This is a genomic window from Actinomadura decatromicini, assembly GCF_008121305.1.
Lineage (GTDB): Bacteria > Actinomycetota > Actinomycetes > Streptosporangiales > Streptosporangiaceae > Spirillospora > Spirillospora syzygii.
In genome coordinates this window covers 215,953-240,507 of sequence record NZ_VSRQ01000005.1, presented here as the reverse complement: position 1 = coordinate 240,507, position 24,555 = coordinate 215,953, and the positions used below count along the sequence as shown (strand labels likewise).

29 protein-coding genes are annotated in these 24,555 nt (G+C 71.5%); 19 read left to right on the top strand and 10 right to left on the bottom strand.

The window, feature by feature from the left end; genetic code table 11:
- Nucleotides 1–13: 13 nt before the first annotated feature.
- Nucleotides 14–664 carry a TetR/AcrR family transcriptional regulator gene (locus tag FXF68_RS23830; protein ID WP_148762815.1) on the bottom strand — a complete coding sequence of 217 codons (651 nt, stop codon included), beginning with the start codon at nucleotides 662–664 and terminating at the stop codon, nucleotides 14–16.
- 118 nt (nucleotides 665–782) lie between these two features.
- On the opposite strand from FXF68_RS23830, the gene FXF68_RS23825 reads away from it, so the two are divergent.
- From FXF68_RS23825 to FXF68_RS23790, 8 genes are read left to right on the top strand one after another with little or no spacing between them, the layout of a single operon-like run.
- A complete protein-coding gene (locus FXF68_RS23825; RefSeq protein ID WP_148762813.1) occupies nucleotides 783–1,625 on the top strand; it encodes an alpha/beta fold hydrolase in 843 nt (280 codons plus the stop codon).
- The gene (locus tag FXF68_RS23820; RefSeq protein WP_148762811.1) at nucleotides 1,622–1,918 is read left to right on the top strand and encodes a hypothetical protein; all 297 of its coding nucleotides are present in this window, start codon (nucleotides 1,622–1,624) and stop codon (nucleotides 1,916–1,918) included. The genes FXF68_RS23825 and FXF68_RS23820 overlap by 4 nt, the downstream gene beginning before the upstream one ends.
- Before the next feature lie 2 nt (nucleotides 1,919–1,920).
- On the top strand, nucleotides 1,921–2,763 hold the full coding sequence (locus tag FXF68_RS23815; protein WP_148762809.1) for a DODA-type extradiol aromatic ring-opening family dioxygenase: 843 nt from the start codon (nucleotides 1,921–1,923) through the stop codon (nucleotides 2,761–2,763).
- Nucleotides 2,753–3,121, top strand: a complete 369-nt coding sequence (locus FXF68_RS23810; protein ID WP_222870059.1) for a non-heme iron oxygenase ferredoxin subunit — start codon at nucleotides 2,753–2,755, stop codon at nucleotides 3,119–3,121. Before FXF68_RS23815 ends, FXF68_RS23810 begins: the two co-directional genes overlap by 11 nt.
- Nucleotides 3,111–4,403, top strand: coding sequence for an aromatic ring-hydroxylating oxygenase subunit alpha (locus FXF68_RS23805; RefSeq protein WP_148762807.1), 1,293 nt, complete (start codon nucleotides 3,111–3,113; stop codon nucleotides 4,401–4,403). The genes FXF68_RS23810 and FXF68_RS23805 overlap by 11 nt, the downstream gene beginning before the upstream one ends.
- The gene (locus FXF68_RS23800; protein WP_148762805.1) at nucleotides 4,400–4,915 is read left to right on the top strand and encodes a 3-phenylpropionate/cinnamic acid dioxygenase subunit beta; all 516 of its coding nucleotides are present in this window, start codon (nucleotides 4,400–4,402) and stop codon (nucleotides 4,913–4,915) included. Before FXF68_RS23805 ends, FXF68_RS23800 begins: the two co-directional genes overlap by 4 nt.
- A gap of 11 nt (nucleotides 4,916–4,926) precedes the next feature.
- Nucleotides 4,927–5,784: a 3-(cis-5,6-dihydroxycyclohexa-1,3-dien-1-yl)propanoate dehydrogenase gene (hcaB, locus tag FXF68_RS23795; protein WP_148762803.1), complete on the top strand. Its 858-nt coding sequence runs from the start codon at nucleotides 4,927–4,929 to the stop codon at nucleotides 5,782–5,784.
- Nucleotides 5,781–6,752, top strand: coding sequence for an LLM class F420-dependent oxidoreductase (locus FXF68_RS23790; RefSeq protein ID WP_148762801.1), 972 nt, complete (start codon nucleotides 5,781–5,783; stop codon nucleotides 6,750–6,752). The genes hcaB and FXF68_RS23790 overlap by 4 nt, the downstream gene beginning before the upstream one ends.
- Here the strand turns inward: FXF68_RS23790 and FXF68_RS23785 are convergent.
- From FXF68_RS23785 to FXF68_RS23760, 6 genes are read right to left on the bottom strand one after another with little or no spacing between them, the layout of a single operon-like run.
- The gene (locus FXF68_RS23785; protein ID WP_148762799.1) at nucleotides 6,749–8,287 is read right to left on the bottom strand and encodes a bis-aminopropyl spermidine synthase family protein; all 1,539 of its coding nucleotides are present in this window, start codon (nucleotides 8,285–8,287) and stop codon (nucleotides 6,749–6,751) included. The genes FXF68_RS23790 and FXF68_RS23785 overlap by 4 nt on opposite strands.
- A 10-nt stretch (nucleotides 8,288–8,297) precedes the next feature.
- Nucleotides 8,298–8,930 (bottom strand): isochorismatase family protein, encoded by a 633-nt coding sequence (locus tag FXF68_RS23780; protein ID WP_148762797.1) that lies wholly within the window; start codon nucleotides 8,928–8,930, stop codon nucleotides 8,298–8,300.
- Nucleotides 8,927–10,822: a hydantoinase B/oxoprolinase family protein gene (locus FXF68_RS23775; protein ID WP_148762795.1), complete on the bottom strand. Its 1,896-nt coding sequence runs from the start codon at nucleotides 10,820–10,822 to the stop codon at nucleotides 8,927–8,929. The genes FXF68_RS23780 and FXF68_RS23775 overlap by 4 nt, the downstream gene beginning before the upstream one ends.
- Entirely contained in the window at nucleotides 10,822–12,885 is a 2,064-nt protein-coding gene (locus FXF68_RS23770) for a hydantoinase/oxoprolinase family protein (RefSeq protein ID WP_148762793.1), read from the bottom strand. The genes FXF68_RS23775 and FXF68_RS23770 overlap by 1 nt, the downstream gene beginning before the upstream one ends.
- A 16-nt stretch (nucleotides 12,886–12,901) precedes the next feature.
- On the bottom strand, nucleotides 12,902–14,107 hold the full coding sequence (locus FXF68_RS23765; protein WP_148762791.1) for a CaiB/BaiF CoA transferase family protein: 1,206 nt from the start codon (nucleotides 14,105–14,107) through the stop codon (nucleotides 12,902–12,904).
- 22 nt (nucleotides 14,108–14,129) lie between these two features.
- Nucleotides 14,130–14,774, bottom strand: a complete 645-nt coding sequence (locus tag FXF68_RS23760; RefSeq protein WP_148762789.1) for a GntR family transcriptional regulator — start codon at nucleotides 14,772–14,774, stop codon at nucleotides 14,130–14,132.
- 117 nt (nucleotides 14,775–14,891) lie between these two features.
- Between FXF68_RS23760 and FXF68_RS23755 the strand changes: the two genes are divergently transcribed.
- The 3 genes from FXF68_RS23755 to FXF68_RS23745 all read left to right on the top strand — a co-directional run bounded on the left by FXF68_RS23755 (nucleotide 14,892) and on the right by FXF68_RS23745 (nucleotide 17,075).
- Nucleotides 14,892–15,806 carry a hydroxymethylglutaryl-CoA lyase gene (locus FXF68_RS23755; RefSeq protein ID WP_148762787.1) on the top strand — a complete coding sequence of 305 codons (915 nt, stop codon included), beginning with the start codon at nucleotides 14,892–14,894 and terminating at the stop codon, nucleotides 15,804–15,806.
- The gene (locus tag FXF68_RS23750; protein WP_148762785.1) at nucleotides 15,803–16,228 is read left to right on the top strand and encodes a nuclear transport factor 2 family protein; all 426 of its coding nucleotides are present in this window, start codon (nucleotides 15,803–15,805) and stop codon (nucleotides 16,226–16,228) included. The genes FXF68_RS23755 and FXF68_RS23750 overlap by 4 nt, the downstream gene beginning before the upstream one ends.
- A gap of 274 nt (nucleotides 16,229–16,502) precedes the next feature.
- Entirely contained in the window at nucleotides 16,503–17,075 is a 573-nt protein-coding gene (locus FXF68_RS23745; RefSeq protein WP_148762783.1) for an NUDIX hydrolase, read from the top strand.
- Here FXF68_RS23745 and FXF68_RS23740 read toward each other — a convergent pair.
- Nucleotides 17,017–18,408, bottom strand: a complete 1,392-nt coding sequence (locus FXF68_RS23740; RefSeq protein ID WP_222870058.1) for an NsdA family TPR-like regulatory protein — start codon at nucleotides 18,406–18,408, stop codon at nucleotides 17,017–17,019. The genes FXF68_RS23745 and FXF68_RS23740 overlap by 59 nt on opposite strands.
- Nucleotides 18,409–18,589: 181 nt before the next feature.
- Here FXF68_RS23740 and FXF68_RS42510 point away from each other — a divergent pair, with 181 nt between their 5' ends.
- From FXF68_RS42510 to FXF68_RS23705, 8 genes are all read left to right on the top strand, one after another.
- On the top strand, nucleotides 18,590–18,754 hold the full coding sequence (locus FXF68_RS42510; RefSeq protein ID WP_187438073.1) for a hypothetical protein: 165 nt from the start codon (nucleotides 18,590–18,592) through the stop codon (nucleotides 18,752–18,754).
- 87 nt (nucleotides 18,755–18,841) lie between these two features.
- Nucleotides 18,842–19,303, top strand: a complete 462-nt coding sequence (locus FXF68_RS23735; protein ID WP_148762781.1) for a hypothetical protein — start codon at nucleotides 18,842–18,844, stop codon at nucleotides 19,301–19,303.
- Nucleotides 19,300–19,599, top strand: coding sequence for a hypothetical protein (locus tag FXF68_RS23730; protein ID WP_148762779.1), 300 nt, complete (start codon nucleotides 19,300–19,302; stop codon nucleotides 19,597–19,599). Before FXF68_RS23735 ends, FXF68_RS23730 begins: the two co-directional genes overlap by 4 nt.
- 97 nt (nucleotides 19,600–19,696) lie before the next feature.
- Nucleotides 19,697–20,023, top strand: a complete 327-nt coding sequence (locus FXF68_RS23725) for a hypothetical protein (protein WP_148762777.1) — start codon at nucleotides 19,697–19,699, stop codon at nucleotides 20,021–20,023.
- 53 nt (nucleotides 20,024–20,076) lie between these two features.
- Nucleotides 20,077–20,496: a hypothetical protein gene (locus tag FXF68_RS23720; RefSeq protein ID WP_148762775.1), complete on the top strand. Its 420-nt coding sequence runs from the start codon at nucleotides 20,077–20,079 to the stop codon at nucleotides 20,494–20,496.
- A gap of 71 nt (nucleotides 20,497–20,567) precedes the next feature.
- Nucleotides 20,568–21,338, top strand: coding sequence for a class I SAM-dependent methyltransferase (locus tag FXF68_RS23715; RefSeq protein WP_148762773.1), 771 nt, complete (start codon nucleotides 20,568–20,570; stop codon nucleotides 21,336–21,338).
- Between the two features lie 47 nt (nucleotides 21,339–21,385).
- Nucleotides 21,386–21,682, top strand: coding sequence for a DivIVA domain-containing protein (locus tag FXF68_RS23710; protein WP_148762771.1), 297 nt, complete (start codon nucleotides 21,386–21,388; stop codon nucleotides 21,680–21,682).
- A gap of 265 nt (nucleotides 21,683–21,947) precedes the next feature.
- Nucleotides 21,948–22,793 carry a GntR family transcriptional regulator gene (locus FXF68_RS23705; protein WP_148762769.1) on the top strand — a complete coding sequence of 282 codons (846 nt, stop codon included), beginning with the start codon at nucleotides 21,948–21,950 and terminating at the stop codon, nucleotides 22,791–22,793.
- 7 nt (nucleotides 22,794–22,800) lie between these two features.
- Here the strand turns inward: FXF68_RS23705 and hydA are convergent, their stop codons facing one another.
- Nucleotides 22,801–24,174, bottom strand: coding sequence for a dihydropyrimidinase (hydA, locus tag FXF68_RS23700; protein WP_148762767.1), 1,374 nt, complete (start codon nucleotides 24,172–24,174; stop codon nucleotides 22,801–22,803).
- The gene (locus FXF68_RS23695; RefSeq protein ID WP_148347969.1) at nucleotides 24,171–24,554 is read right to left on the bottom strand and encodes an allophanate hydrolase-related protein; all 384 of its coding nucleotides are present in this window, start codon (nucleotides 24,552–24,554) and stop codon (nucleotides 24,171–24,173) included. The genes hydA and FXF68_RS23695 overlap by 4 nt, the downstream gene beginning before the upstream one ends.
- Nucleotide 24,555 lies beyond the last annotated feature (1 nt).

Sequence of the window (24,555 nt, the reverse complement as noted above, 5' to 3'; positions counted from 1 at the left end):
GCGCGCCGCCGGGTCAGTCCTCGGACGCGGCGGGCAACCCGATCAGGTCGCAGAACGCGCGGGACACCTGGTCGGCGTCGAACTCGTCCGGCTTGTACCACCAGTGCATCCAGCTCATCATCCCGAGGATGCCCTCGCTGACGATGCGGGTCGGGTGCCCGGCGGGCAGGACGCCCTCGTCCTGCGCCCGCCGCACGACCTCCTCGACCCGGACGACGAAGTCGCGCTCGTGCCCGCTGACCTCGCGTCCGACGTCCTTCGGCAGCGAGCGGAACTCCTTCCAGTACACGGCGAACGTGCGCTGGTTGAGCGCGAGGGAGCGGACGAACGCGTCGATGACCCGGCGGAGCTGCGTCGCCGGATCGGCGGGGACGTCGAGCGCCTCGTCGAGCGCGGCGGTGAAGTCGCGGTCGACCTGGCGCGCGATCTCCGACATCAGGACTTCCTTGGAGCCCACGTAGTGGTAGATCGTCGGCTGGCTCATCCCGGCCCGCTCGGCGATCTCCTTGGTGGTGCCCCGCTCGTAGCCGCGGACGAAGAAGACGTCGGCGGCGACGTCGAGGATCCGGCGGCGCTTCGCCTCCCAGTCTCCGCTGCGGCTGCCGGGCCTGCGTCCTGGCCGCCGGCGGTTGTCCGCGGGCGGCGCCGTGTTCTCCTGCGTCACGGCCCGATGCTAGCCGACCGGCCGATCGGCCGATCGATCGGCTTTACAGCGCGCCGGACCGGCTGCTAGCGTCCGTATCAATTATTCAATTGATTGATCGAACGAATAGGAGGACGCAGTGGACGGTCGGCTCCTCGACGAGGCCGCCCGGGTCCGGACGGTCGTCGCGGCCGGGCACGAGACCGCGTACCACGAGGCCGGGTCCGGGCGGCCCGTCGTGCTGCTGCACGGCTCGGGCCCCGGCGTGTCGGCGTGGTCGAACTGGTCGGGCGCGCTGCCCGCGCTGGCCGCGGCCGGGCACCGGGTCCTCGCCCCCGACATCGCCGGGTTCGGCGGGACGCGCGCCCACGACGGCGCGGCCTACGGGATCAAGCTCTGGGTGCGGCACCTGTTCGAGTTCCTGGACGCGGTGGACGTCCCGTCCGCGCTCCTCGTCGGCAACAGCTTCGGCGGCGGGCTCGCGCTGGCGGCCACGCTGCGCGACCCGTCCCGGGTGGACGGGCTCGTCCTGCTCGGCACGCCCGCCGGGACGTTCACGATGACGGAGGGCCTGCGCGCGGGCTGGCACTACGAGCCCGACCCCGACGAGATGCGCCGCGTCCTGCGCCTGTTCCCGTACGACGAGAGCCTCGTCACGGACGAGATGGTGAAGGCGCGGTACGAGGCGAGCGCCCGTCCCGGCGCGCAGGACGCCTTCCGCAAGCTGATCCCCGAGCCCGGCCCGGCGGACACGCAGATCAAGGGCGTCCCGGAAGACCGGCTCAGCACGATCACGAAGCCCGCGCTCGTCGTCCACGGACGCGAGGACAGGGTCATCCCGGTCGACCTCGGCTGGCGTCTCGCCCGCACCATCCCGAACGCCGAACTGCATGTCTTCGGCAACTGCGGCCACTGGGTCCAACTAGAACGCCCCGACGCCTTCACCGCCCTCGTCCATGACTTCGCCAGGCGACTGCCGTGAGCGCGGAAGGCGTTGAGAAGGCGCTTTATGACCTGAACGTCGATCGGCGGGCTCGGGAGGCGTTCACCGAAGAGCCCGGCCGGTTCGCCGCGCGCTACCGGCTGACCGAGGACGAGCTGGCCCTGCTGACCGGGCGGGACGTCCGCGGCCTCGCCGCCCGGGGCGCGAACCCGATGCTCGTGTGGGGCTTCTGGCTGATGCTCGCGCCCGACGGCGAGCGCGGCACCCCGGCCTACCTGGCCCGGATGCGCGGCGACACGCCCCGGCTGCACGCCACGAAGGGAGATGACTGACCATGGGCACCGTCGTCGGCGGCTTCGTGCTGCCCCACGACCCGATGATGCTCACGCATCCGGACGCGCCGCCCGCCGACGTGCGCGACCGCGTCCACGCGGCGTACGCGGAGGTGGCGCGGCGGCTCGCGGCGCTCGACCCGACCACCGTCGTGATCTTCGGGACGGACCACTACATCCTGTTCGGCCCGGGCTGCCTGCCGCAGCTGCTGATCGCGACCGGCGACCTGGACGGCCCGGTCGAGCGGCTGCCCGGCCTGCGCCGCGGCCCGCTGCCGGACAACGCGCCGCTCGCCCGGCACATCGCCGCGCACGGCCACCGCAACGGCGTCGACTGGGCGGTGGCGCCGACGTTCACCGCCGACCATTCCGTCGTCCTGCCGTACCAGCTCGTCGCGGCGCCGCTTGAGCTGCCGCTGATCCCCGTCTACCTGGCGTGCGGGGTGGAGCCGCTGCTGCCGCTGCCGCGCGCCGCCCGCGCCGGGGAGGCGGTCCGGGAGGCGGTCGAGGCGGCCGGGCCGGACGAGCGCGTCGTCGTGATCGGCAGCGGCGGCATCGGCCACTGGGTGGGGACGGCCGAGATGGGCCGTCTCAACACCGGCTTCGACCGGAAGGTCCTCGACCTGGTCGCGGCGGGCGACACCGAGGGGCTGGCCGGGCTGGACGACGCGGAGATCCTCGCCGAGGCGGGGAACGGCGCGCTCGAGGTCCGGACGTTCGTCGCCGCGATGTCGGCGGTCGGCCCGTGCCGGGGCGACGTGATCGGGTACGAGGCCGTCCCGGAGTGGATCACGGGCCTCGGGTTCGCGGAGCTGGTCCCGCTGGAGGCCGCCGATGTCCGCTGACGTGACGAGCCCCGCCGACATGACGCGGGCGGGGCGCCGCGTCGTCCTGTGCGCGGCGGGCGACGTCCCGGCGGGCGGGATGCTGCGCGTGGTCGTCCCGGAGGCGGGCCCGCTGCTCGTCGCCAACGTCGACGGAACCTTCCACGTCACGGCCGACACGTGCACCCATGCCGAGGCGTCGCTCAGCGAGGGCGACCTGGAGGGACGCACGGTCGTGTGCCCCGTCCACTGGGCGGAGTTCGACCTCGCGACGGGCGCGGCGCTGTGCTTCCCGGCGACCAGGGCGCTCGCCGTCCACCCGGCGGCCGTGGAGGACGGCCGGGTCGTCGCCTACATCGGGGGTTCCCATGAAGGATGATCTGCTGGCGCTCCGCGACCTGGACGACGGCTGGCTCGACCGCCGCGTCTTCTGGGACCGGGACGTCTACGAACTGGAGCTGGAGCGGATCTTCGCCCGCTGCTGGCTGTTCGTCGCGCACGAGTCGCAGCTGCCGAGGCCCGGGTCGTTCCTCACCACCTGGATGGGCGAGGACCACGTCCTCGTCGTCCGGCGGCGGGACGGCTCCATCGGCGCCTACCTGAACAGTTGCCCGCACCGAGGCAACCGCGTCTGCACGGCGGAGGCGGGTACCGCGCGCGGGTTCGTGTGCAACTACCACGGCTGGTCCTTCGACCTGGACGGACGGCTCGCCGGAGTACACGAGTCCGCCGCGTTCGGACGCGAACCCACGTTCGACCGCTCCCAACTAGGGCTCACGCCCGTCGCGCAACTCGACACGTACAAGGGTCTGGTGTTCGCCACGTTCGACCCGGAAGCGCCATCCCTCCGCGACTTTCTCGGTGACTTCGCCTTCTACCTCGACGTCATGCTGGACAACGACGAGGGCGGGACGGAGTTCGCCGGAGGTTCGATCACGTCCGTCCTGGACTGCAACTGGAAGATCGCGGCGGAGAACTTCGCCGGGGACGCGCTGCACGCCGGGTGGACGCACGCGTCCGGCGCGGAGGCGATGCTCGGCCGCGGCGTCGCCGAGCTCAGCGGCGACGAGGCGGCCGAGAGCTACCACGTCAACGTCAACGGCCACTGCTGGGAGTTCAACCACGACGGCGTCGGCAACGCCGCGACGCTCGGGGACCGGCGGATCATCGACTACCTGCGCGCGAACGAGGCGCGGTTCGCCGCGCGGCTCGGGCCGCTGCGCGCGAAGATGGTCGGCTCGATCAGCTCGGTGAACGTGTTCCCGAACTTCTCCTTCCTGCCCGGCCAGAACACCTTCCGGACGTGGCAGCCGAAAGGCCCGCACCGGACGGAACTGCACACGTGGGTGCTGGTGAACCGCGACGCGCCCGAAGAGGTGAAGGACGCCTGGCGGAAGGGCGCGATGATGACGTTCTCCCCGTCCGGCGTCTTCGAGATGGACGACGGCGAGAACTGGGAATTGGCGACCCGCTCCAACCAGGGCGTGGTGACGCGGCGGCAGCGGCTCTACTACGGGCTCGGCTCGGACACGGCGATCGAGCATCCGGAACTGCCCGGCAACGTGCATCGCGGCCAGGTGAACGACGCCAATCAGCGGGCGTTCTACCGGCGCTGGTCGGAACTGCTGCGCGCCGGAACCTGGGACGAGGTCCCGTCATGACGTCACCGGAGACGTACTGGGAAGTGCAGGCGTTCCTCGCGTACGAGGCGCGGCTGCTCGACGAGGAGCGCTATCCGGAATGGCTCGGCCTTTTCACCGAGGACGCGCATTACTGGGTGCCGGGCGTCGAGAACCGCGGAAGGTCGGACAAGGAGGGTACGTACGCGCCGTCTCGGATGGCGTATTTCGACGACGCCCTGGACGACCTTCGCCGCCGCGTCACCCGCTTCACCGCGCCGACCGCCTGGGCAGAGGACCCGGCGACCCGCCACCTCCACGTCGTGTCGAACATCGAGGTCGAGGACGGCGAAACAGCCGGTGAGCTGCTCGTACGCTCGGTCGTCGTGAACTACCGGGGCCAGGGGGACGTCGACGCGGCGACGCTGTACGGGCGGCGCGAGGACGTGCTGCGCCGCGACCCGAACGGCGACGGCGGGCTGCGCATCGCGCGGCGGCTCGTCGTCCTGCGGCACGCCGTGCTCCCCGCCAAGAACATCAACACCTTCTTCTAAAAGGAAAAGCGATGACGGAAGGACGGCTCGCCGGACGGGTCGCTCTGGTGACCGGCGGCGGCAGCGGCATCGGCCGCGCGGTCGTCGACCGCTATGTCGCGGAGGGCGCGCGGGTCGGCGTCCTGGAACGCGACGCGGAACGGGCCGCCGCGCTCGTCCGCGACCACGGCGACCGGGTCGCGGTCGAGGTCGGGGACGTCCGGACGCCCGCCGCGCACACCGCGTCCGTGGCCCGCACGCTCGACGTCCACGGGCGGCTCGACGTCTACGTCGGCAACGCGGGCGTCTACGACTACTCGGCCCGTTTCGAGGACCTCGACGCCGACCGCCTCACCGCCGGATTCGCGGAACTGTTCGAGACGAACGTGCTCGGCTATCTGCTCGGCGTGCGGGCCGCCCTTCCGGCATTGCGGCACAGCGGCGGGACGGTCATTCTCACGGTGTCGTCCAGCGGCCTTTACGCGGGCGGCGGCGGGGCGCTTTACGTGGCGTCCAAGCACGCGGTCGTCGGGCTGATCCGGCAGCTCGCGCACGAGTTGGCGCCGGACGTCCGGGTGAACGGCGTCGCGCCGGGCGCGACCCGCACGGCGCTCGGCGGCCTGTCCGCCCTCGGCACGGCCACGCGCCGCCTCGAACCGGGCGGCCTGGCCCGGCACATCCCGCTCGGCTTCGTCAGCGACCCGGCCGACCACGCCGGGCTCTACACCCTGCTCGCCGACCCGCGCGACTCGCGCTTCATGACGGGCGCCGTCCTCCCGAGCGACGGCGGCCTGGAGGTACGCGGCACGCGGCCCCGCCCGATGACCGCAGCGGAACAGCAAATCCCGGGCTCCACTCGGCCCGGCACGCAGAAAGGCGGGGCCCTATGAGGCTGTCGGTGTCGCTGGGGTTCTGGCAGGACCGGCCGCCGGGCGAGGCGCTCGGTACCGCCGTCCACGCCGACGCGCTCGGCTTTCCGGAACTGTGGATCGGCGAGATGGCGACCTACGACGCGTTCGCGCTCGCGACCGCCGTCGCCGCGCGGACGTCCGCGATCGCGCTGACGCCGGGGCCGCTGCCGGTCGCCGTCCGCGACCCGGTGATGATCGCGATGGGCGCGGCGTCGCTCGCCGACCTGACCGGGCGCGCGGTCGGCGTGGCGCTCGGCAGCTCCAGCCCGCACGTCGTGGAGCGCTGGCACGGCCGCGAGCGGCGCGACCCGCCCGCCGCGCTGGCCGAGTCCGCCGCCGCGGTGCGGACGCTGCTCGCCGGTGGCCGCGCCGACCTCGACGGGAAGGTCGTCCGCGTCCACGACTACCGGTTGCGGCTGCCCGCGACCCGCGCGCCGATCACGATCGCCGCGTTCGGCCCGGCCGCGATCCGGGTCGCCGCCCGGCACGCCGACCGGATGGTGGTCAGCCTCGTCACGGCGGCCTCGGCGGGACGGCTCGCCGCGCGGCTCCGGGACGAGTCCGCCGCGCTCGGCACGGCGGCCCCGCCGGTCGCGGGCTGGGTGCCGGTGGCCGTGGACGGCGGCGCGCAGGCCCGTGAACAGGCCCGTGAACAGGTTCGCCGCGCGGTCGTCGGCTACCTCGGCGCGCCCGGCTACGCGGAGATGTTCGAGGAGGCCGGGTTCGGGGACGTGGTCGCGTTCGCGCGGAGCCGTCCGCACCCGGCGGAGCTGCTCGCGGCCGTCCCGGACGACCTCGTCCACGCGGTCGCGGCGATCGGCTCAGCGGACGAGGTGGCCGAACGGCTCGCGTCCTACGCGGTGGACGAGATCGCCGTCCTCCCCTGCAGCACAGACGACGACCCGTGCGGCGAACGCGCCCTGCGCGCCCTGGCCGCGCTGACCTAGGAAGACAGCGAGGCGCGGACGGCGTCCGGCAGTTCGCGCAGCCGGTGCAGCGGCAGTTCCAGCGGCGTCACGTCGTGCGCCCAGTGCGCGGCGTCGGCGACGAGGGCGCGGGCCTGCCGCTTGGTCAGCCCCGGCCGGACGTCGATCAGCGCGTCCCGCCAGGTGTTGGCGACCTTGCCGTGCGCCCGCTCCAGCACCGCCCGCAGGACGCGCCGCGCGGAGTCGTCGTCCGGCGTCCTCCGGACGGCCTCCACCACGGAACCGTCCGCCGTCACCTCGAACACCGGCTCAAGCACGGCGGCGACCGCCGTCACGTCCGGCGGCTCGGCCAGCACGACCCGCGCCCGCTCGGCCCGCGCCGCCAGCAGGACGCGGACGAGCGCCCGCTCCATCCCGGCGGGCAGCGCGACGGCGACCTCGCGCGTGCGCGCCGCGTAGGGCTTGGCCAGCCAGGTGCTCAGCCGGGCGCGCGGCACGCCCGGCAGCACCGGCTTCGGCCAGTCGCCGACCAGCACGTCCGGACGGAGGTCGGCCAGGTCGTCCGCCGAGGGCGCGAACCGGTCCCGCGACTCGACCGCCTGCGGGCCCTGCGTGTAGATCGCGGCGCCGAACCGGTCGGCGCGGGCGGACGCGGCGGGCAGGCTCTTCGCCGTGGGACGCAGCACGTACAGGTCGGCGGCCGAGCCGATGGCCTCCGCGCCGTGGTACCGGTTGAAGTCCGGATAGATGGCCTCGGACACCAGGTTCAGGTCGCGCAGCGCGTTCTGCACCTTCAGCGCCAGCGCGGGCGTCCGGTCGCTCGCCCCGTACGCGAGGAGGACGCGCCCGCGCGCCTGCTCACGCAGCCCTTGGACGGCACGCGCCACGAACAGCCCGACGCCGTCCGGAGTGTAGGGCGGGTCGGTGATCGCCAGGTCCGCGTACTCGGCAGCCGAAGGCGGAAGCCCCAGCCGCAGATCGGCCCAGCGCGTCGACACGCGCAACCCCAGCTCGGCGGCGCGGGCGTCGATATAGGCGAGGATGCGCTCGTCAACGTCCACGACCAGGGTCTCGACCTCGGGATGGACGAGCCCGACGGCGAGCGAGGTCAGGTCGTGGTCGCCGACACAGAGCAGCCGCGCGCCGGGCAGCCAGAACCGCGCGCCGAGCAGCAGCGCCCGGCGCACCACCGTGTCCGGCGTCGCGGCGACATGGTCGAGGACGTGCCGACCGCGCGGCGCACCGGTGATCAGCTCGGTCATCCGCTCGACAACCCCGGCGTGGTCGCGCAGCAGATGCTCAACCGGATCGGCGGGCGTGAACGGCCGGTACCGCAGCAGCTCCCCGACGTCGCCCGTCAGCCGGAACCGGTCGCCCGCGCGCTCGACCTTCAAGCTCGCGAGCAGCGCCTCCACGGAACGGCGGGGCGCGGCGGTCTCCCGGACGAGGTCCGCGAGCGTCCACCAGCTCCCGTCCGCGAGGAGGGTCAGCGCGGCGTGGACCCGCCGGGGCTCCATGTCGCCCGCGGCCGGAAGCGTCCCATCCTCGTCCCCCATCCGAGGGAGCCTATCGGCCGGGCACCTCCTTGATCGTGGTGAGCGCCTCGTCCAGGGACAGGACGTCGGCGTACTTGGCCTCCAGGTCGAGGAGGTTCGCCTCGTGCAGGCGGCGGTCGCGGTCGCCGCAGGCTTCGTCCACGACCAGCGGGCGGAACCCGTGCTGGAGCGCGTCGGTCGCCGTCGCGCGGACGCACCCGCTGGTCGTCAGCCCGCAGATCAGCAGCGTGTCGATCCCGGACGCGGTCAGCGTCGCGGACAGGGACGTCCCGTGGAACGCGCTCGCGTACTGCTTCGTGACGACCGTGTCGCCCGGGGCGGGGGCGGCCCCCTCGGCGAACTCGCCGAGGGGGCTCCCCTCCTCGAACACGCGCAGCGCGGGGATCTTGCGGCGGAACAGGCCGCCGTCCGCACTCCCCGGCCGGTACGCGACGCGGGTGAACAGCACCGGCAGGCCCGCCGCCCGCGCCGCGCCGATCAGCGTCACGGACGCGGCGGCCGCGTCCTCGACGGGGGCGCGCAGCGGCGAGCCGTCCACCAGGTAGGCGCGGACGAGGTCGACCACCAGCACCGCCGGCGACCGCCCGCACCCGACCCGCCCGGCGAACCCGGACTCCCGGTAATCAGCCGCGAGATCGGTCATCTCCGCAGCGCCTCCGCCGACCGGACGTCGACCGGCGGGCGGGGCGCGGGCAGGCCCGTCTCCGCCTCGCAGTTGGCGAGGATCTCCGGCAGCGGCGGGCCCATGTCGAACACCGGGATCTCCGTCCGCTCGGCCGCTCGTTGAGCGCGCAGGGCCTCGGTCGCGGCCACGTCGAGCACGCCGTCCTCGGTGCAGACGACGCCGTAGCCGTCGCGGGCACCGTCCGGGGTGACGAGCCCGCGCAGCACCTCAAGCGCGACCAGTTCGGCGGGACGGGCGAGTGGGTCGCCCCACCCTCCGCCGCCCCACGTCACGAAGTGGAGCACGTCGCCCGGCGCGACCGGGACGTCGTGGATCTTGCTGGGCAGCACCTCGCGCGTCCCGTCCGCGCGGTCGATCCACTTGCGGCCCCGGTCGCCGGGACGTCCGCCGTTCACGCCCCACGGGTAGGTGAGCCAGCGGTCGTCGTGGATCGCGATCGTGCCGGGCTCCTCGAAGTGGTAGGCGACGTCGACGCCGTTGCCGCCCCGGTGCAGGCCCGCGCCGCCCGAGTCGGCGATCGTCTCCCACCGCTCGACGCGCAGCGGGTAGTACGACTCCAGGTACTCGCAGGGGATGTTGACGAACGACGGCCAGAGCGAGTGCCCGTCCGGGCCGTCGCCGACCGGGCGTCCCGGCACGCCGCCGAACCCGATCGAGTAGAGCTGGAACCACTCGCCCGCCCGCTCCCCGGACGTGTAGTGCCCCGAGTACATGAAGTGCGGCGACGACGAGAACCCGGCCGCGTTCAGGATGTCGGGGTTGGTCTGCCCGAGCAGCCCGCCGAACAGGTCGAACACGCGGCCGATGCCGTGGTTGCGGGCGTTGAGCGCGGCGGGCTTGCGCGGCTTCCAGAACGAGTCCTCGGGGATCGTGACGTCGATCAGCGGATAGAAGCCGTCGTTCCAGAGGATCTGCGGGTCCGCGACGGTGATCACGTAGATGCCGAAGAACATCCGGACGAGGTTCTCGTTGATGAAGTAGTTGACCGGGCCCACGGCCTGCGGCGCGGCGTGCGAGAAGTCGAGGTGGATCTTCTCGCCGTGCCGGGTGAGCGAGATCTTCAGCTCGTACGGGCCGTAGCCGCAGCCGTCGTCGCAGATGTAGTCGGCGAACTCCAGCGTCCTCCCGTCCTCGAACAGGGCGGCGAGGAGGACCTTCATCGCCTGGTAGTTGCGGTCGAGGAGGGCGTCCAGCGCGGACAGGTACGTCTCCACGCCGAACCGGTCGCACAGCTCCCGGACGCGCCGCGCCGCCGTCGTGCACGCCGCGACGAGGCCGTTCAGGTCGGCGCGGTTCCAGTCGGGCATGCGGACCTGGTTGAGGATGATGCGCAGCGCGTCCTCGTTCAGCTCGCCGCCCTCGTAGAGCTTGAACGGCGGGACGACCACGCCCTCCTCGTAGATGGTGCGGGCGTCGGCGGGCATCGAGCAGGGCGTCTTGCCGCCGACGTCCGACATGTGCCCGAACATCGACGACCAGCCGACGAGCCGCCCCTCGTGGTAGATCGGGACGACGAGCAGCCAGTCGTTCGCGTGGCTGATCGCCGCGCCGCACGCGTACGGGTCGGACGTCATGAGGATGTCGCCCTCGCCGATCGTCCCGTCGAAGTTCTCCAGGAAGTCGGGGACGGACAGCCCGAACTGCCCGACGACCATCTTCCCGGACGGGTCCGCGATCAGCGGGAACTCGTCGTGCTGCTCGCGGATGCCCGGCGACAGGGCGGTGCGGAACAGCACCTCGTCCATCTCGTGGCGCGCGTTGCGCAGGGCGTTCTCGATGATGTCGAGCGTGACCGGGTCGATGTCGACCCGGCCGATCGGCTCGGCGTCGCTCTGCAGGATCTCGGCCATCAGCCCTCCTCGGTCAGCGGACGGATCAGCAGGCTGCCGCTCGGGTGGACGGTCGCGGCGTGCCCCGGCAGGACGAGCGTCGTGGAGTCCATCTCGGTCACGACGGCGGGGCCGGTCACGACGTCCCCGGCGAGCAGCTTGGAACGGTCGTAGATGCGGGCGGGGGCGGGGGCGCCGTCCATCCACACCTCGGTCTCGCGGACGAGCGCGCCGGACGGGTCGCCCGTCCCTTCGGGGAGCGTCCGCCACGCCACCTCGGGACGCGGCCCGCTCACCGTCACGCGCAGGTTGATGACCTCCCGCTCGTTGCCGAGCAGGAACGAGAACAGCCGCTCGTGCTCGGCGTCGAACGCGGCGCCGAGTTCGGCGAGCAGGTCGCCGTCCACGGCCTCGCGGTCGACCTCGACGGGGATCTCGAAGCCCTGCCCGTGGTAGCGCAGGTCGATCTGGTACGTCTCGGTCTGGTCGGCGCGCGGGACGCCCTCGTCCTCCAGCCGTCGCGCGGCGGAGTCGGCGAGTTCGAGGAGGGCGGTGCGCAGTTCGGCGTCGTCCAGGGTGGAGAAGCGGCGGACCATCGTGCGGGCGCTCTCGTCGCGGGCGCAGGTCGTCGCGTCGCCGTAGGCGCAGAGGACGCCCGGCGACGGCGGCACGATCACCGGCCACGACCCGGTCAGCCTGCCGAGCGCGTTGGCGTGCAGCGGCCCGGCCCCGCCGAACGACACGAGCGCGAACTCGCGCGGGTCGAAGCCCTGCTGGACGCTGATCAGCCGCAGCGCGCCGAGCATGTTCTCGTTGACGATGTCGATGATCCCGGTCGCAGCCGCCTCGACGCCGGGCAGGCCCATCGCGTCGGCCACGGTCCGGACGGCCTTGCGGGCGCTCTCGACGTCGAGTTCGATCTCGCCGCCCGCCAGCTCGCGCGGCAGGTAGCCGAGGACGACGTTCGCGTCCGTCACGGTGGGCTCGGTGCCGCCCGTCCCGTATGCCGCGGGCCCCGGGTCGGCGCCCGCCGACTGCGGGCCGACCCGCAGCGCCTTCGTCAGTTCGGGGACGTGCGCGATCGACCCGCCGCCCGCGCCGACCGTGCGGACGTCCACGCTCGTCGCCCGCACGGTCAGGTCGCCGACCGTCGTCTCCCGGCCGATGCGCGGACGTCCGCCAAGGACGAGCGCGACGTCGGTGGACGTCCCGCCCATGTCGAAGGTGAGGAAGTCGCGGAAACCGGCCTGCTCGGCGAACCACACCGCGCCGGTCACGCCGCCCGCCGGTCCGGAGAGGAGCAGCGCCACCGGGTCCTCGGCCGCCTTCGCGGCGCGGCTCAGCCCGCCGTCGCTGCGCAGCACCGACAGCGGCGCCGCGATCCCGCTGCCGGTAAGGGAACGGTCCAGGTTTCGTACATACCGGGACACCTCGGGCTGGACGTAGCCGTTCGCCACGGTCGTGACGGTCCGCTCGTACTCCCGCATCTCCGGCAGGACGCGGCTCGACAGCGACACCGGGATGCCCGGCAGCTCGTCGGCCGCCAGCTCCGCGACCCGCCTTTCGTGCGCGTCGTTCGCGTACGAGTTGATCAGCGAGATGGTGAGGGCCTCGATGCCCTGCCCGGCGAGGCGGCGCAGGGCGTCCCGGACGCGGTCCTCGTCCAGCGGTGCGACCTCCGCGCCGTCCGCGCCGATCCGGCCCGGAACCTCGACGGTGTGCTCCAGTTTCGCGAGCGGCTCCGGCTTCGGCCAGATGATCCACCCGGCGAGCCCGCCCGGCACGAACGACCGGGCGATCTGGAGCACCTGGCGGAACCCCTCGGTCGTGACCAGCCCGACCCGCGCGCCCCTGCCCTGGAGGATCGCGTTCGTCGCCACCGTCGTGCCGTGCAGGACGTGCGCCACCTCGGGCAGGCCGATCCCCGCGTCCCGGCACACCTTGCGGATGCCGTTGAGGACGCCTTCGGACTGGTCCGCCGGGGTGGACGCCGTCTTCGCCCGGTGGCTGACGCCGGTCTCCTCGTCCACGAGCAGCACGTCGGTGAACGTGCCGCCCACGTCGACGCCTAGCCGATATCCCATGCCGTCTCCCGGTGGGTCAGACGATTCCGCGCTCCGTCAGCGCGTCGATCTCGTCGTCGGAAAGGTCCAGGAGGCCGCCGTACACCTCCCGGTTGTGCTCGCCGAGCGCCGGGCCGGGGTGCCGCACCGACCCGGGCGTCTCGCTGAGCCTGGGGAACGCGTTGTGCATCGGCAGTTCGCCGAAGTCGGGGTGGACGAGCCGCACGATCGCCTCGCGGGCGGCGAAGTGGGGGTCGTCGAACATGTCCTTGGCGGTGTAGATCCGGCCCGCCGGGACGCCGCCCGCGTGCAGCTCGTCCAGCAGCGCCTCGGTGTCGAGGGTGGCCGACCACGCCGCGATCAGCTCGTCCAGCTCGGCCATGTTCCGACCGCGCTCCGCGTGCCCGGCGAAGCGCGGGTCGGCGCTCAGCTCGGGACGTCCCATGGTCTTGGCGAGCCGCGCGAACACCGTGTCCTGGTTCGCGGCGATCAGGATCATCTCGCCGGACTTCGTCGGGTACACGTTGCTCGGCGACACGTTCGGCAGCACGGACCCGGTGCGTTCCCGCTGGTAACCGGCCACGGCCCACTCCGGGAGCAGCGACTCCATCATCGCGAGCACGGCCTCGTAGATGGCGGAGTCGACGACCTGGCCGCGCCCCGTCCGCTCCCTGTTGTGGACGGCGACGAGCGCGCCGATCGTGGCGAACACGGCGGCGAGCGAGTCCCCGAGCGAGATCCCGGCGCGGGACGGCGCGTTCCCCGGATCTCCCGTCACGTACCGGATACCGCCCATCGCCTCACCGATCGACCCGTACCCGGCGCGCGGCGCGTACGGCCCGCTCTGCCCGAACCCGGACACGCGCACCAGCACCAGCCCGGGGTTCGCTTCACGGAGCCGGTCGAAGTCGAGGCCCCAGCGCTCCAGCGTCCCCGGGCGGAAGTTCTCGACGACGATGTCGGCCTTCTCGATGATCCGCCGCGCGAGATCCTGGCCCTCTTCCGTTCGCAGGTTGCACGTGACCGACTTCTTGTTGCGCGCGACGACCGGCCACCACAGCGACTTGCCGTGCGGCTTCTCCCGTCCCCACTGCCGCATCGGGTCGCCGGCGCCCGGCGACTCGAGCTTGACGACCTCGGCGCCGAAGTCGCCGAGGAGCTGCCCGCAGAACGGACCGGCGAGCAGTTGTCCCATCTCCACGACGCGCAGGTCGGAGAGCGGGCCGCGGGCATCTTCGGACATCGATCCTCGTTTCCGGTGGGGGTCAGGACGGGGGGTCGCGGAGCAGGACGGCCTTGGCCGCCAGCACATGGGCGCGCATCACGGACTCGGCCCACGTCCCGTCCCTCGCGCGCAGCGCGGCGACCAGCTCGCGGTGGTGGGCGCAGCTCCGGGTGAGGTCGTCCGGCGAGTAGCGGTGGAAGGTGCGCATCACCAGCGGGAGCTGCACCACGGCGTTGAGCATGGTGACGAGCCGGTTGCTCGCGGCGGCCGCGCGGGCGATGCCGTGGAACTCGGCGTTCAGCTCGGCGACCCGGTCAAGGTCCTGTCGGTCGCCTGGCGCGGCGGCACGCTCGATGAGGCCGCACAACTCGTCCATGCGGTCGGCGTCCTTCGCCTCGATCCGGGTGGCGGCGCGGCGGGCGGCGGCGCCCTCCAGCAGCATGCGCAGGTCGTAGATCTCGTCCAGGTCCTCGGGCGACCAGTCCGGGACGCGGGCGCCGCGGTGCGGCAGCACCTCGACCAGGCCCTCGACCTCCAGCCTGCGCAGCGCCTCCCGGACGGGCGTCCGCGACGACCCGGTCGCCTCGGCCAGCTCGGCCTCCCCGAGCCGCGCCCCCGGCGGATGGACGCCGCTCAGGATGTCGGCGCGCAACCGCTCGTAGACGCGGTCCACGGCAAGGACCATCCGAACCTCCCCTGACCGGTGATTGCATGCAACATAGGCAATCCTCCTGGTTGACACAAGGGTTCTACCTGGAAGAATCTTCGAGAGTCACTCCAGTTTGCATACAAGAGGGCGTCCATGGCGAAGGTCGAAGTCATCGAGGTCGGGCCCCGGGACGGGCTGCAGAACGAGTCCGCGATCCTCCCGACCGCCGACAAGGTGCGGCTGATCGAGCGGAGCATCGCGGCCGGGCTGCGGAGGATCGAGGCGGTGAGCTTCGTCCACCCGAAACGCGTCCCGCAGATGGCGGACGCCGAAGCGGTGATGGAACGCGTCCCCCGGCCGTCCGGCGTGAAATACGCGGGCCTGGTCCTGAACCCACGCGGCCTGGACCGCGCCCTGGCCACCTCCGTCGACGAGGTCAACGTAGTAGTAGTCGCAACCGACGAATTCAGCCAACGCAACCAGGGCTGCTCAGTGGAAGAGGGCCTCCAAAACTGGGCCCAAATAGCAGAAGACGCACGCGCCGCCGGCCTCTACCGAACGGTCACCATAGCCGCCGCCTTCGGCTGCCCCTTCGAGGGCGAAGTACCCACCGCCCACGTCCTGGACCTGATCCGCCGGGTAGCGGAAAGCGCCCCAGACGAAATAGCTATAGCCGACACGATCGGCGTAGGCGTCCCAGCCCAGGTCAAAGCACTCCTGGACGGAGCCGCCGAAATAGCCCCCGGCATCCCGCTCCGCTGCCACTTCCACAACACCCGCAACACCGGCTACGCGAACGCCCTGACCGCCCTGGACCACGGCGTCTCCGCCCTGGACGCGAGCACCGGCGGCTTCGGCGGCTGCCCCTTCGCCCCCGCCGCCACCGGCAACATAGCCACCGAAGACCTCGTCTACGCCCTAGACCGAACCGGCATCAAAACCGGCATCGAAATGGCCCCCCTCACAGAAACAGCAACCTGGCTAGCCGACCGCCTGAACAGCCCGCTCCAAGCCCTACTAGGCCGCGCCGGCCCCTTCCCCGCCCCGCGCAAGGAGGAAACCGAATGAGCAGCTTCCTGGCACCGAGCACCCACAACGGCACCATCACCTACGGCTACCTCGTCGACATGGTCGAGCGCTACTTCAACGCCGTCGACGACTACGACATGGACGGCGTGCTCTCCCTCTTCAACGAGGACGCCGTATTCACCATCCAGTCCGCCCACGCCGTCCACACCGGCCGCGACGAGGGCATCCGCCAGATGTACGTGGAACTGTTCGAGAACTACAGGCGACACATGCGCCACATCCATTTCCGCCACGTCGCCGACCCGGACAACAACCGCGTAGCCAGCCAGTTCACCGTCGAACTGACCGACAACGACGGCAACGAGATCACCCTCACGAACGCGAACTTCTTCTACCTGGAAAACGGCAAGTTCAGCCGCGTCTACGTCTACATGAGCGACGGCGCCAACGTCCTCAACTAGGCGCCACAGAACGGAGCGGCGGCGACGCGGTCAGGTCCATTCGGTGTTGGGATACATCCGGTACTTCAACATTTGGTCCAACCGGTCGGCCGCCGCCTCGGCGTCGCGGCATGACGACAGCAACCAGCCGCGTCCTGGATGTGCCCGGCCGGGAAGGCTTCGGGAACTCTTGGGGATGCGCTCCCGCTAGTCCCCCTGCCATCTCGTGTGATGGCGTCCGCTCCGCTACGAGGACGGGGGCCTGGGGGCGGTTGCGAGCGATACGGTCAAGGCCGTGACCCGTACTCCTGCCGAGCACACCAAGTGGATCATCCACGGTGAACGGGTGGTCGACGAGAATCCGCACATCCGCCTGTCGGTGGCCAGCGTCGAACTGCCCAACGGCGTCGAGTTCGATCAGTACGTCGTTCGCCTTCCCCGTTGCGTGATGACCGCCGTCCTGGATGAGGCTGGCGAGAAGATCCTGCTGATCTGGCGGCACAGGTTCATCATCGACCGGTGGGACTGGGAGGTTCCCGGCGGGTACGCCGATCCCGGAGAGGACCCGGCCGCCACCGCCGTCCGGGAGGCTGAGGAGGAGACCGGCTGGCGGCCCCGCAGCGTGAAGCATCTGTTCACCTTCCAGCCGATGGTCGGATCGGCTGACGCGCCCCAGGATCTCTACGTGGCCTACGGCGCCGACCTGGTCGGACGGCCGCACGTGGACGAGGCCGAGGCCGTCCGGTGGGTGCCGCTGGACGAGGCTCAGCGGCTCATCGAGCGCGGCGAGATCGTCGGGGGAGCGACCATCATGGCCGTGCTGCACGCACGCGCAGTGCGGGAAGCCGCTCCTCGGCGTAGTCCATGAACTCTGCCACGTCCCGCTCGCCGGCGTGGGGACCCAGTGCTCCCAGCACATCGCGGATGTAGCGGTAGACCCGCGCCGAGGTGAGCCCAGCGGCCATATCCACTGCCGTGCGCCCCTCCTCGACCGCCTCTTCCAGGCGCCCCTGCTCGGCCAGGGACATCGCCAAGATCGCGATGTTGAACGTCTTGCCGCGCCGGTAGGTCGGGTCCATTCGCAGCGACTTGCGCGCGTACTCCTCGACCTCGACGGGTCGGCCGAGGTCGCGGAAGCAGTGCGCAATCTTGGCCGCGAAATACGCTTCGTCGAAGTAGTCCAACCACGGCGGCCGCTCCGCGGTGGTGGCGCGGTCGTAGCCGGCCTCGGCGCGTGTCAGCGCCCGCGCGCACGCCCGCGCGCCTCCCTCCTGCGCGGCGTACCCGTGCGCCTCCATCACCTCGCACTCGGTCATCAGGACCGGCAGCCCTGCGCGGCGCGCGGCGGCCTGGGCGGTGCGGGCCATGTCTACGGCCTGGCCTGCCTGGGCGACATAGTGCGCCTGTTGGCTCATGGCGGCGAGGATCTCGGCGCCGAGGCCGTGGTCGTCGGCATGGCGGGCCATGGCCAGGGCCTGAATCAGGTATCGCTGGGCGATACCCTGCCGGTCCAGGTCGTGGTAGAGCCATGCCGCCAGCTTGGTCAGGTCGGCCGCGGCGGCGAATAACTCCTGACGGACCTGCTGGGTGGCGCGCCCGTCCCGCAGCAGCGGACCGACATGGGTGTGCAGGTACTCGACCACCGGCGAGCGGACGTGGCCGCCACCGAGCCGGTTGTCCAAGATGCGGAACGCGCTGGTGACCTGTCGGATCTCCTCAATGTCGGCGAAGCCGATTCGGCGACCGGTCGCCGGGGGCGGCGCCGGGTCCCACGGACCGGTGAACCAGCGCAGCGCGGCGACGGAGAAGGCGCCATGGTCGAAATCGGATGAGACCAGGGTGCGCTGCTGCTCGATGTCCGCCCGCCACAGTGTGGCGACGGCCTGCACACTGCCGCTCTGGCTCGTGGGAAGATCCAAGCCGAGACGGGGCGGAAGCTTGAGGGCCTTCATGCCGAGGTCGACCACCGTGACCCGGCGCCCCAGTTCGATCGTGAAGATCTCGGCGATGAGTTCTGGGACGGGATGGCGGGGCTGTTCGCCACGAAGCCACCGGGCCACGCTGCTGTGGTTGTAGTGCAGATCCCGGACGCCGCGCAGCCTTGCGAGCCGGACGACGCGATCGGCCATGCCCTTCCGGGAGAATCCAGCCTCATCGAGCAGCGTGGCGAACTGGTGATTGGCGTGCGGCTGTCTGCCCATTGAGTCCTGCCTGCGCTCTGCATCCGGCGATGACTTTCAGTGTGACATGACTAACTGTGTGTGTCCGAGTCTTCGCAAGCGTCGCACGCCCCCCGTTCACGCCCAGACCCCCCCTGTGCGCGCACCTGCCCCTGCCCCACGCCTTACAGCGGCGCGCGGTCTTGCGGTTCGCTGCGGACCTATGACCAGGACCGAGTGCCAGCGGGTAGTGGCCCAGTTCCGCCAGGCGGCTCAGGATGCCCACCGGATCGCTGACGCCGCCGAGCGGGATGCGGCGGAGGCCACCGTGGCGTGCGAAGGGCGGTTCGAGAGCCAGCTCGACGCCGGGCAGGTCGAGCGGTCATGACGCACCATGCCCTACAGGACGGCCCCGGCTGGCGTTCGCGCGCCAGGAACTCCGGGGCCTGACCGGACAATGGAGGTCCGGCTGACGATGACGATATCGGAGAAGGTGGCCCGGCTCCGCGCGGAGAACCCGGGCTGGCAGATCGAGCACGACCAGACCCGGCCGGTCCCGTGGCTGGCCATCCGCGAGCCGTCGGACAAGTGGACCGGTGGGCACTCGGTCGCCGAGGCCAAGCTCCCCGGACACCTGCGCCGCCTCATGGCTCAGGCCATCGACTTGGCGTCGCTCGCGTCCACCAAGCACGCGCTGCCTTACGTCGAGCGCATCGAGCAGTTGACCGACCTGCGCAAGTGGTTCCCCGAGTGGGCGTTCGAGGTGCGCGAGTCCCAGCCGATGTGGCACGCGCAGCGCAACTACGTCGACTACCTCGATCGGCCCGCTGCGGTCGGTGAGGTGTACGGCAACGACCCGAAGGAGTTGGCGCTGCTGCTGTTGCGGCTGCCGGGGTTCGAGGCCGGGGTCGGGGTCGGCGAGGAGGCTGAGCGGTGACCGGCCCACGCCGCGCGCGTGAGGCCGAGCGCGCGATCGCCGGGTTCGAGGTGTACGAGCTGCCGGACGGCTCGTGGCGCGCGGTCTCCCAGCGGGACGGCGGCTGGGTGGTCGAGCACGAGCAGTGGGGCGAGCTGGCCTGGACGTGCATCTCGTCCCGGATCGCCGAGGAGTTGCGCGTGGCGGGTGAGGAACTGGCCCGGCGGATGGCCGAGCCGGGCCGCGCTTGGCGCAACGACCCCGGGATGAAGGTCGACGTCCCACCGCACGACACGGCGCGGGACTCGCGCCGCTGAGCCAGGGCGGCGCGGCCGGTCGACAACGCCCCCTGTCCCGGCCGCGCCACCCTTCCCACCCAGCACATCCGAAGATCAAACGAGAAGAGGAAGACCGATGCAGCTCTACGGGCAGGTCGATTCGCTCTATGAGGCCGTTCGGGCCCGCGCGCCGCAGGTGGAGGCGGCCCGCGTCCACCCCGGCCCCCTCTCGGCGGCGAAGGGCCAGGGCGGGGTGGAGAGCGCCGAGCCGACGCGGTACATGCGCGTCAGCTACGGGTCGAGCGGCCCCCGCCGCATCATCTGGGACGCCAGCCTCGAAACCTACCGCTGGGACAGCGGCCCGGGCATCGGCGCCCGCCTCGGCAGCGACCCGAGTGAGGCCGCCGCCCGCATCGCCCGGACGCTCGGCGCGCCGCTCGACCCCGCCCCGACCGCCGAGTGAACCGTCCACGCCACCGGTAGACGCGCTCACCCACCGACCAGAAAGGCAGTTCTGTGGACTGCTGCAACAACACCCCGCCCTACGACGAGCAGTTCTGCGGCTGCCCCGCAGGCTGCGACTGCACCTGCCCCACCGTGTGCTGCTGCGACGGCGAACACCTCGCCCGACTCGCCGCCGCCGGAGGCATGAACGAGATGTTCGGTCCCGCCGAACGGCTCGACGCGGCCGTCCGCCGCATCGCCCCGCAGGTCTCAGTCTCCGCCGTCCGCGACAAGGACGACGGACTGACCCGCGTGCACGTCACCTACCGCAACCGGGGACCGCTGATCCTCGGCTGGGACGGCCAGACCTACCGCCGCTGGACGCCCGACGACGGCTACGGCGCGATCCTCCCCGCCGCCCCCGAGGACGCCGCCCGCCGCGCCGCCGAGATGCTCGCCGCCCTGATCCCGGCCGTCACCGCGCGGCCCTAGAAGCCCGCGGCCCGGGGGGCAACAGGCGCGCACCCGGGCCGCGGTCCCCACCTTGCGCGCTGGAGGAGCCCATGAACGAGACCGCATGCACGCCGACCGGCAAGCCACCGCACGACGCGACCCCCGACGACGGGTACGGCGCGCTGCTGCGCGACGCGCACGCCGCCGGTCCCCGGCGCGGCACCCACCTGCAGATTATCGAACGCGACGACGGCTTCGTCAGCATCGAAGACGCCTACCGGTACTTCACCCGCCCGGACGAGTGGCTCCCCGTCGAGCGCCAAGCCGTCGCGCTCGCGACCGGCCGCGTGCTGGACATCGGCTGCGCGGCGGGCCGCCACATGCTCGCCCTGACCGGCGACCACGAGACCGTCGGGATCGATCCCTCGCCCGGTGCGGTCGCGGTCGCCCGCGAGCAGGGCCTGGACGTCCGCATCGGAACCGTGACCCAGCCCGGCGACGTCGGCACCTTCGACACGCTGCTCATGCTCGGCGGCAACCTCGGCTTACTGGGCAGCCGCGAGCAGGCGCCCGACGTCCTGGACAGCCTGACCCGGCTGGCCCGGCAGGGCGCACGGCTGCTGGCGATCGGGCACGACCCGCACACCGCCGCCCCCGAGCACCGCACCTACCACCAGCGCAACCGGGAGCACGGCCGGTTGCCCGGCCAGGTCCGGATGCGAGTCCGCTACAAGACCTGGACGTCGGAGTGGTTCGACCGGCTGCTGCTCAGCCCCGACGAACTGCGCCACCTGCTCAGCGGCACCGCGTGGACTCTTCAGACGGCCACGCGCTCGCCCGGCACCGGCTTCTACCTGGCCGAGATGACGTGCAGCCGGTGACGTCGAACTCGTCCCGGCCGCAGGGCTCGGGTGCTAGGACGGGTGGCATGACCCACGACGCAGACGTCCTCGCCAGGCTGGACGCCCTGACCGACAAGGTGACGATGATCGCCGAAACACTCGGCGCGACGGGCGACCCAGCCAAGGCCCGCCACGCGGCCGTGCCCGACGTCAACCGGCTCACCGCCGCCGACGTCATGAAGGCTGGCTTCGCCACCACCCGGCTGGCGACCGGGTACAGCCTGGAACAGGTCGACGCCTTCCTCGACCGCGTCGCCGAGGAGATCACCATGCTCACCTTCGAGCGCGACGAGGCCCGCCGGGAACGGGACGCGCTCCGATAGCCCGCAGCCAAGAGCCCCCGCCCTCATGCGGGGGCGGGGGCTCTCCGCTGCCGCACGGGTTGCTCATCCGGGCCTGACGATGTGGGTGCCGTTCGACGCGAGCGTCACGACCGGCCATGGTGGCGCAGCTCGCACTCGCACGACTCTGCCCGAAGGCGGGCACAAGGGTCATATCTGACATGGCGGGTACGCCTCCAAGGTCGGCAAGCGGGAGCTTCCGAGTCGATTACTTCAACAAATCGGCCCGGCAAGAGGAGATGAGCGCGTGGGGTCAGCGCGGTACAACGAGATCGCCGACGACCTGCTGCGGCGTATTGACGCGGGTGAGTGGCAGTCGGGCGACACTCTGCCGCCGATGGAGAAGCTTGCCGAGCACTACGGCGCCAGCCGCAACGCGGTCGCTCGCGCGGTCGGAAAGCTGGCGAAGCAAGGCCGCCTGGTCTCAGTGCCCCGGCGTGGGACGGTCGTCCGCCCCAAGCATCGCAAGACCATCATGCGCACCGATCTCGTGAAGCGGAACACCAGGCACCGGCGGGACGGGGAGGAGTTCGCGGGCGGCTACAGCTTCCCCGCCGCCATGGGCAACGAGATTTGGACTCACCACGGGAAGCCCGACGTCCGCAAAGCCCCCATTAATGACGCTCGGCTTGCCCATCTGCTGAACGTGCCGGTCGGGGAGATGGTCATGAGACGGCTGCGGGTGACCGGCCCGGAGGGTGAACCGGCCTTTCAGATCTCGACCTCGTGGATACATCCGCGAATCTCCGATGAGGTCCCAGAAGTCAAAGAGCCTTATGGGACGGGGCCGGGAGCCTGGATCGACGCGATTGAAGGCAAGGGTCATGGGCCGTTGGAATGGCTTGAGCGGCGGCGTGTGCGGATGCCGACCCTCGATGAGGCCAAGCTGTTGCTCATCCCGGCCGAGCTGCCCGTTTGGGAGGTCGTCCGCATCAGCTACAGCGCCAAGGACGAGAAGGCCGTGGACGTCACGCAGGTCATCATCCCAGGTGACCGCATGGAAGAGGTCTCGCGGCTGCGTCGTGACGACTCCGCGAAGTGGCCCCATCGAGCCAGCGGGCCGGACGGGCCACGGGTCGCGCCCGCCGATTAGCGCGGTCTCAAACGACGGGTCCGGCTTTTAGGTGACGGCCTTGGGGGGTTGGGTCTTGGAGGGTGTTGTTGTCGACTACTGCTCGGCCGCGTACTAGGACGGTTTCTGGGCGGCCGGTTATCTGCATTCCCTCGTAGGGGGTGTAGTCGGTGGCCATGTGCAGGTCCGTAGACGTAATTTGCCATTCTGTTGTGGGGTTCCAGATGGCTATGTCCGCGTCGGCGCCGGGGAGGAGGGTGCCCTTGCGGGGGTAGAGGCCGTTTGTGCGGGCCGGGTTGGTGGACGTCAGTTCTACGAAGCGGGTTGCGGGGAGGCCCTGGCCCACGACGTATTCGGAGAAGATGACCGGGAGGCGGGTTTCTACGCCGGGGAGGCCGTTCGGCATCGCGCGGACGTCGGTGGCGCGGGATTCCTTTTGGGCCGTGTCGTAGCAGCAGTGGTCGCTGCCAATTGTTGTTACCTCGCCGGTGAACAGGTGGCGGCCTAGTGCTTTGACCTGGGTAGATGAGCGTAGGGGCGGGCAGCAGACGTAGCGTTCTGGGTGAGCGCCGTTGTAGGCGGAGTCGTCCAGGACCAGGTGGTGCGCCACTGTTTCGCTGTAGGCGCGGACGCCTCGGCGGCGGGCGGCGGCTACCAGTTCCACGGCTTCGGCTGTGGATTGGTGGACGAAGTACACCGGGGCATCTACTGCTTCTGCGATGGCCAGGATTTCGGCTACGGAGGCTGTTTCAGCTAGGTCAGGACGGGTTGCGGCCATGTTCGCCGCGCCGATGTGGTCGGTGGCCGCGCAGCGGCGTTGGGCGTCGCCGACTATGTGGTCGGCCTCGCAGTGGATGACGACCATGCCGCCGAGGCGGGCCAGTTCGGTCATGGTACGGAGGACGGTGTCCTCGTCGGCCATCGTCTCGCCGCGGTAGGTGGTGAACATCTTGACGGTGGAAATTCCGTCGTTGACCAGGGCGGCGAGTTGGTCGGGGACGGTGTCGTCCCATTCGACCACGCAGGCGTGCAGGGCGCTGTCGCAGAGGCCCTGGGTGGCTTTCGCGCGTTGCGCGTAGGCGACGTCGGCCGGGTTCTCGCCGGGACGCGGGATCGCGAAGTCCACGATGGTGGTCGTGCCGCCGAAGACGGCGGCGGTGGTGCACTGGCGGTAGTCGTCCAGCGAGGTGAACTCGCCGGACGTGAAGCCGACGTGGCAGTGCGGGTCGACTCCGCCCGGCATGACCAGGCGGCCGGTCGCGTCGATGACGGTATCGGCGGCGGGGGCCGTGCCGGGGGCGGCAAGCGCGGTGACGCGGCCGTCCGAAATCACCACGTCGGCGGGGCCCGACCAGCCGGCTTCGACGACCGTCCCGCCTCGGACGACGACGTCGGCGGTCACCGGGCCGCCAGGTGGGCGCGCCAGCCGCCCGCGTCGCTGATGTCCGTGACGCCGGGCAGGGTGAGCGACTCGGCGCGCATCCGCATGCAGAGGGTGCCGGAGCCGTCCGCGAGTTCGATCACGCCGAGCTCCAGCTCGGGCGGCTCGCCGGGCAGCAGGTGGTCGCGGAGGATCTCGTAGGTGACGGCGTACAGCTCGCCGGGCACGGACCGTCCGCCGGACGGCACCGGGTGCAGGCCCGGGAACTCGTCCCGGACGGAGTAGAACCGGTACCGGGGCGCCGTCTCCGCCGGGCCGAGGAACTCGGCGCCGCTCAGCGCCCCGTTCAGCGAGCCGCCGGACATGGCCTGCCCGTTCACGAACATCCGCAGGTTCTCCATG

Coding starts and splice junctions, on each gene's coding strand:
- FXF68_RS23755 (WP_148762787.1), top strand. CDS start 14,892: ATGGCGAAGGTCGAAGTCATCGAGGTCGGGCCCCGGGACGGGCTGCAG.
- hcaB (WP_148762803.1), top strand. CDS start 4,927: ATGACGGAAGGACGGCTCGCCGGACGGGTCGCTCTGGTGACCGGCGGC.
- FXF68_RS23740 (WP_222870058.1), bottom strand. CDS start 18,408: ATGGGCAGACAGCCGCACGCCAATCACCAGTTCGCCACGCTGCTCGAT.
- FXF68_RS23775 (WP_148762795.1), bottom strand. CDS start 10,822: ATGGCCGAGATCCTGCAGAGCGACGCCGAGCCGATCGGCCGGGTCGAC.
- FXF68_RS23780 (WP_148762797.1), bottom strand. CDS start 8,930: ATGACCGATCTCGCGGCTGATTACCGGGAGTCCGGGTTCGCCGGGCGG.
- FXF68_RS23715 (WP_148762773.1), top strand. CDS start 20,568: ATGAACGAGACCGCATGCACGCCGACCGGCAAGCCACCGCACGACGCG.
- FXF68_RS23760 (WP_148762789.1), bottom strand. CDS start 14,774: ATGGTCCTTGCCGTGGACCGCGTCTACGAGCGGTTGCGCGCCGACATC.
- FXF68_RS23735 (WP_148762781.1), top strand. CDS start 18,842: ATGACGATATCGGAGAAGGTGGCCCGGCTCCGCGCGGAGAACCCGGGC.
- FXF68_RS23725 (WP_148762777.1), top strand. CDS start 19,697: ATGCAGCTCTACGGGCAGGTCGATTCGCTCTATGAGGCCGTTCGGGCC.
- FXF68_RS23800 (WP_148762805.1), top strand. CDS start 4,400: ATGACGTCACCGGAGACGTACTGGGAAGTGCAGGCGTTCCTCGCGTAC.
- FXF68_RS23695 (WP_148347969.1), bottom strand. CDS start 24,554: ATGGAGAACCTGCGGATGTTCGTGAACGGGCAGGCCATGTCCGGCGGC.
- FXF68_RS23810 (WP_222870059.1), top strand. CDS start 2,753: ATGTCCGCTGACGTGACGAGCCCCGCCGACATGACGCGGGCGGGGCGC.
- FXF68_RS23710 (WP_148762771.1), top strand. CDS start 21,386: ATGACCCACGACGCAGACGTCCTCGCCAGGCTGGACGCCCTGACCGAC.
- FXF68_RS23785 (WP_148762799.1), bottom strand. CDS start 8,287: ATGGGGGACGAGGATGGGACGCTTCCGGCCGCGGGCGACATGGAGCCC.
- FXF68_RS23805 (WP_148762807.1), top strand. CDS start 3,111: ATGAAGGATGATCTGCTGGCGCTCCGCGACCTGGACGACGGCTGGCTC.
- FXF68_RS23765 (WP_148762791.1), bottom strand. CDS start 14,107: ATGTCCGAAGATGCCCGCGGCCCGCTCTCCGACCTGCGCGTCGTGGAG.
- FXF68_RS23815 (WP_148762809.1), top strand. CDS start 1,921: ATGGGCACCGTCGTCGGCGGCTTCGTGCTGCCCCACGACCCGATGATG.
- FXF68_RS23790 (WP_148762801.1), top strand. CDS start 5,781: ATGAGGCTGTCGGTGTCGCTGGGGTTCTGGCAGGACCGGCCGCCGGGC.
- FXF68_RS23750 (WP_148762785.1), top strand. CDS start 15,803: ATGAGCAGCTTCCTGGCACCGAGCACCCACAACGGCACCATCACCTAC.
- FXF68_RS42510 (WP_187438073.1), top strand. CDS start 18,590: ATGACCAGGACCGAGTGCCAGCGGGTAGTGGCCCAGTTCCGCCAGGCG.
- FXF68_RS23770 (WP_148762793.1), bottom strand. CDS start 12,885: ATGGGATATCGGCTAGGCGTCGACGTGGGCGGCACGTTCACCGACGTG.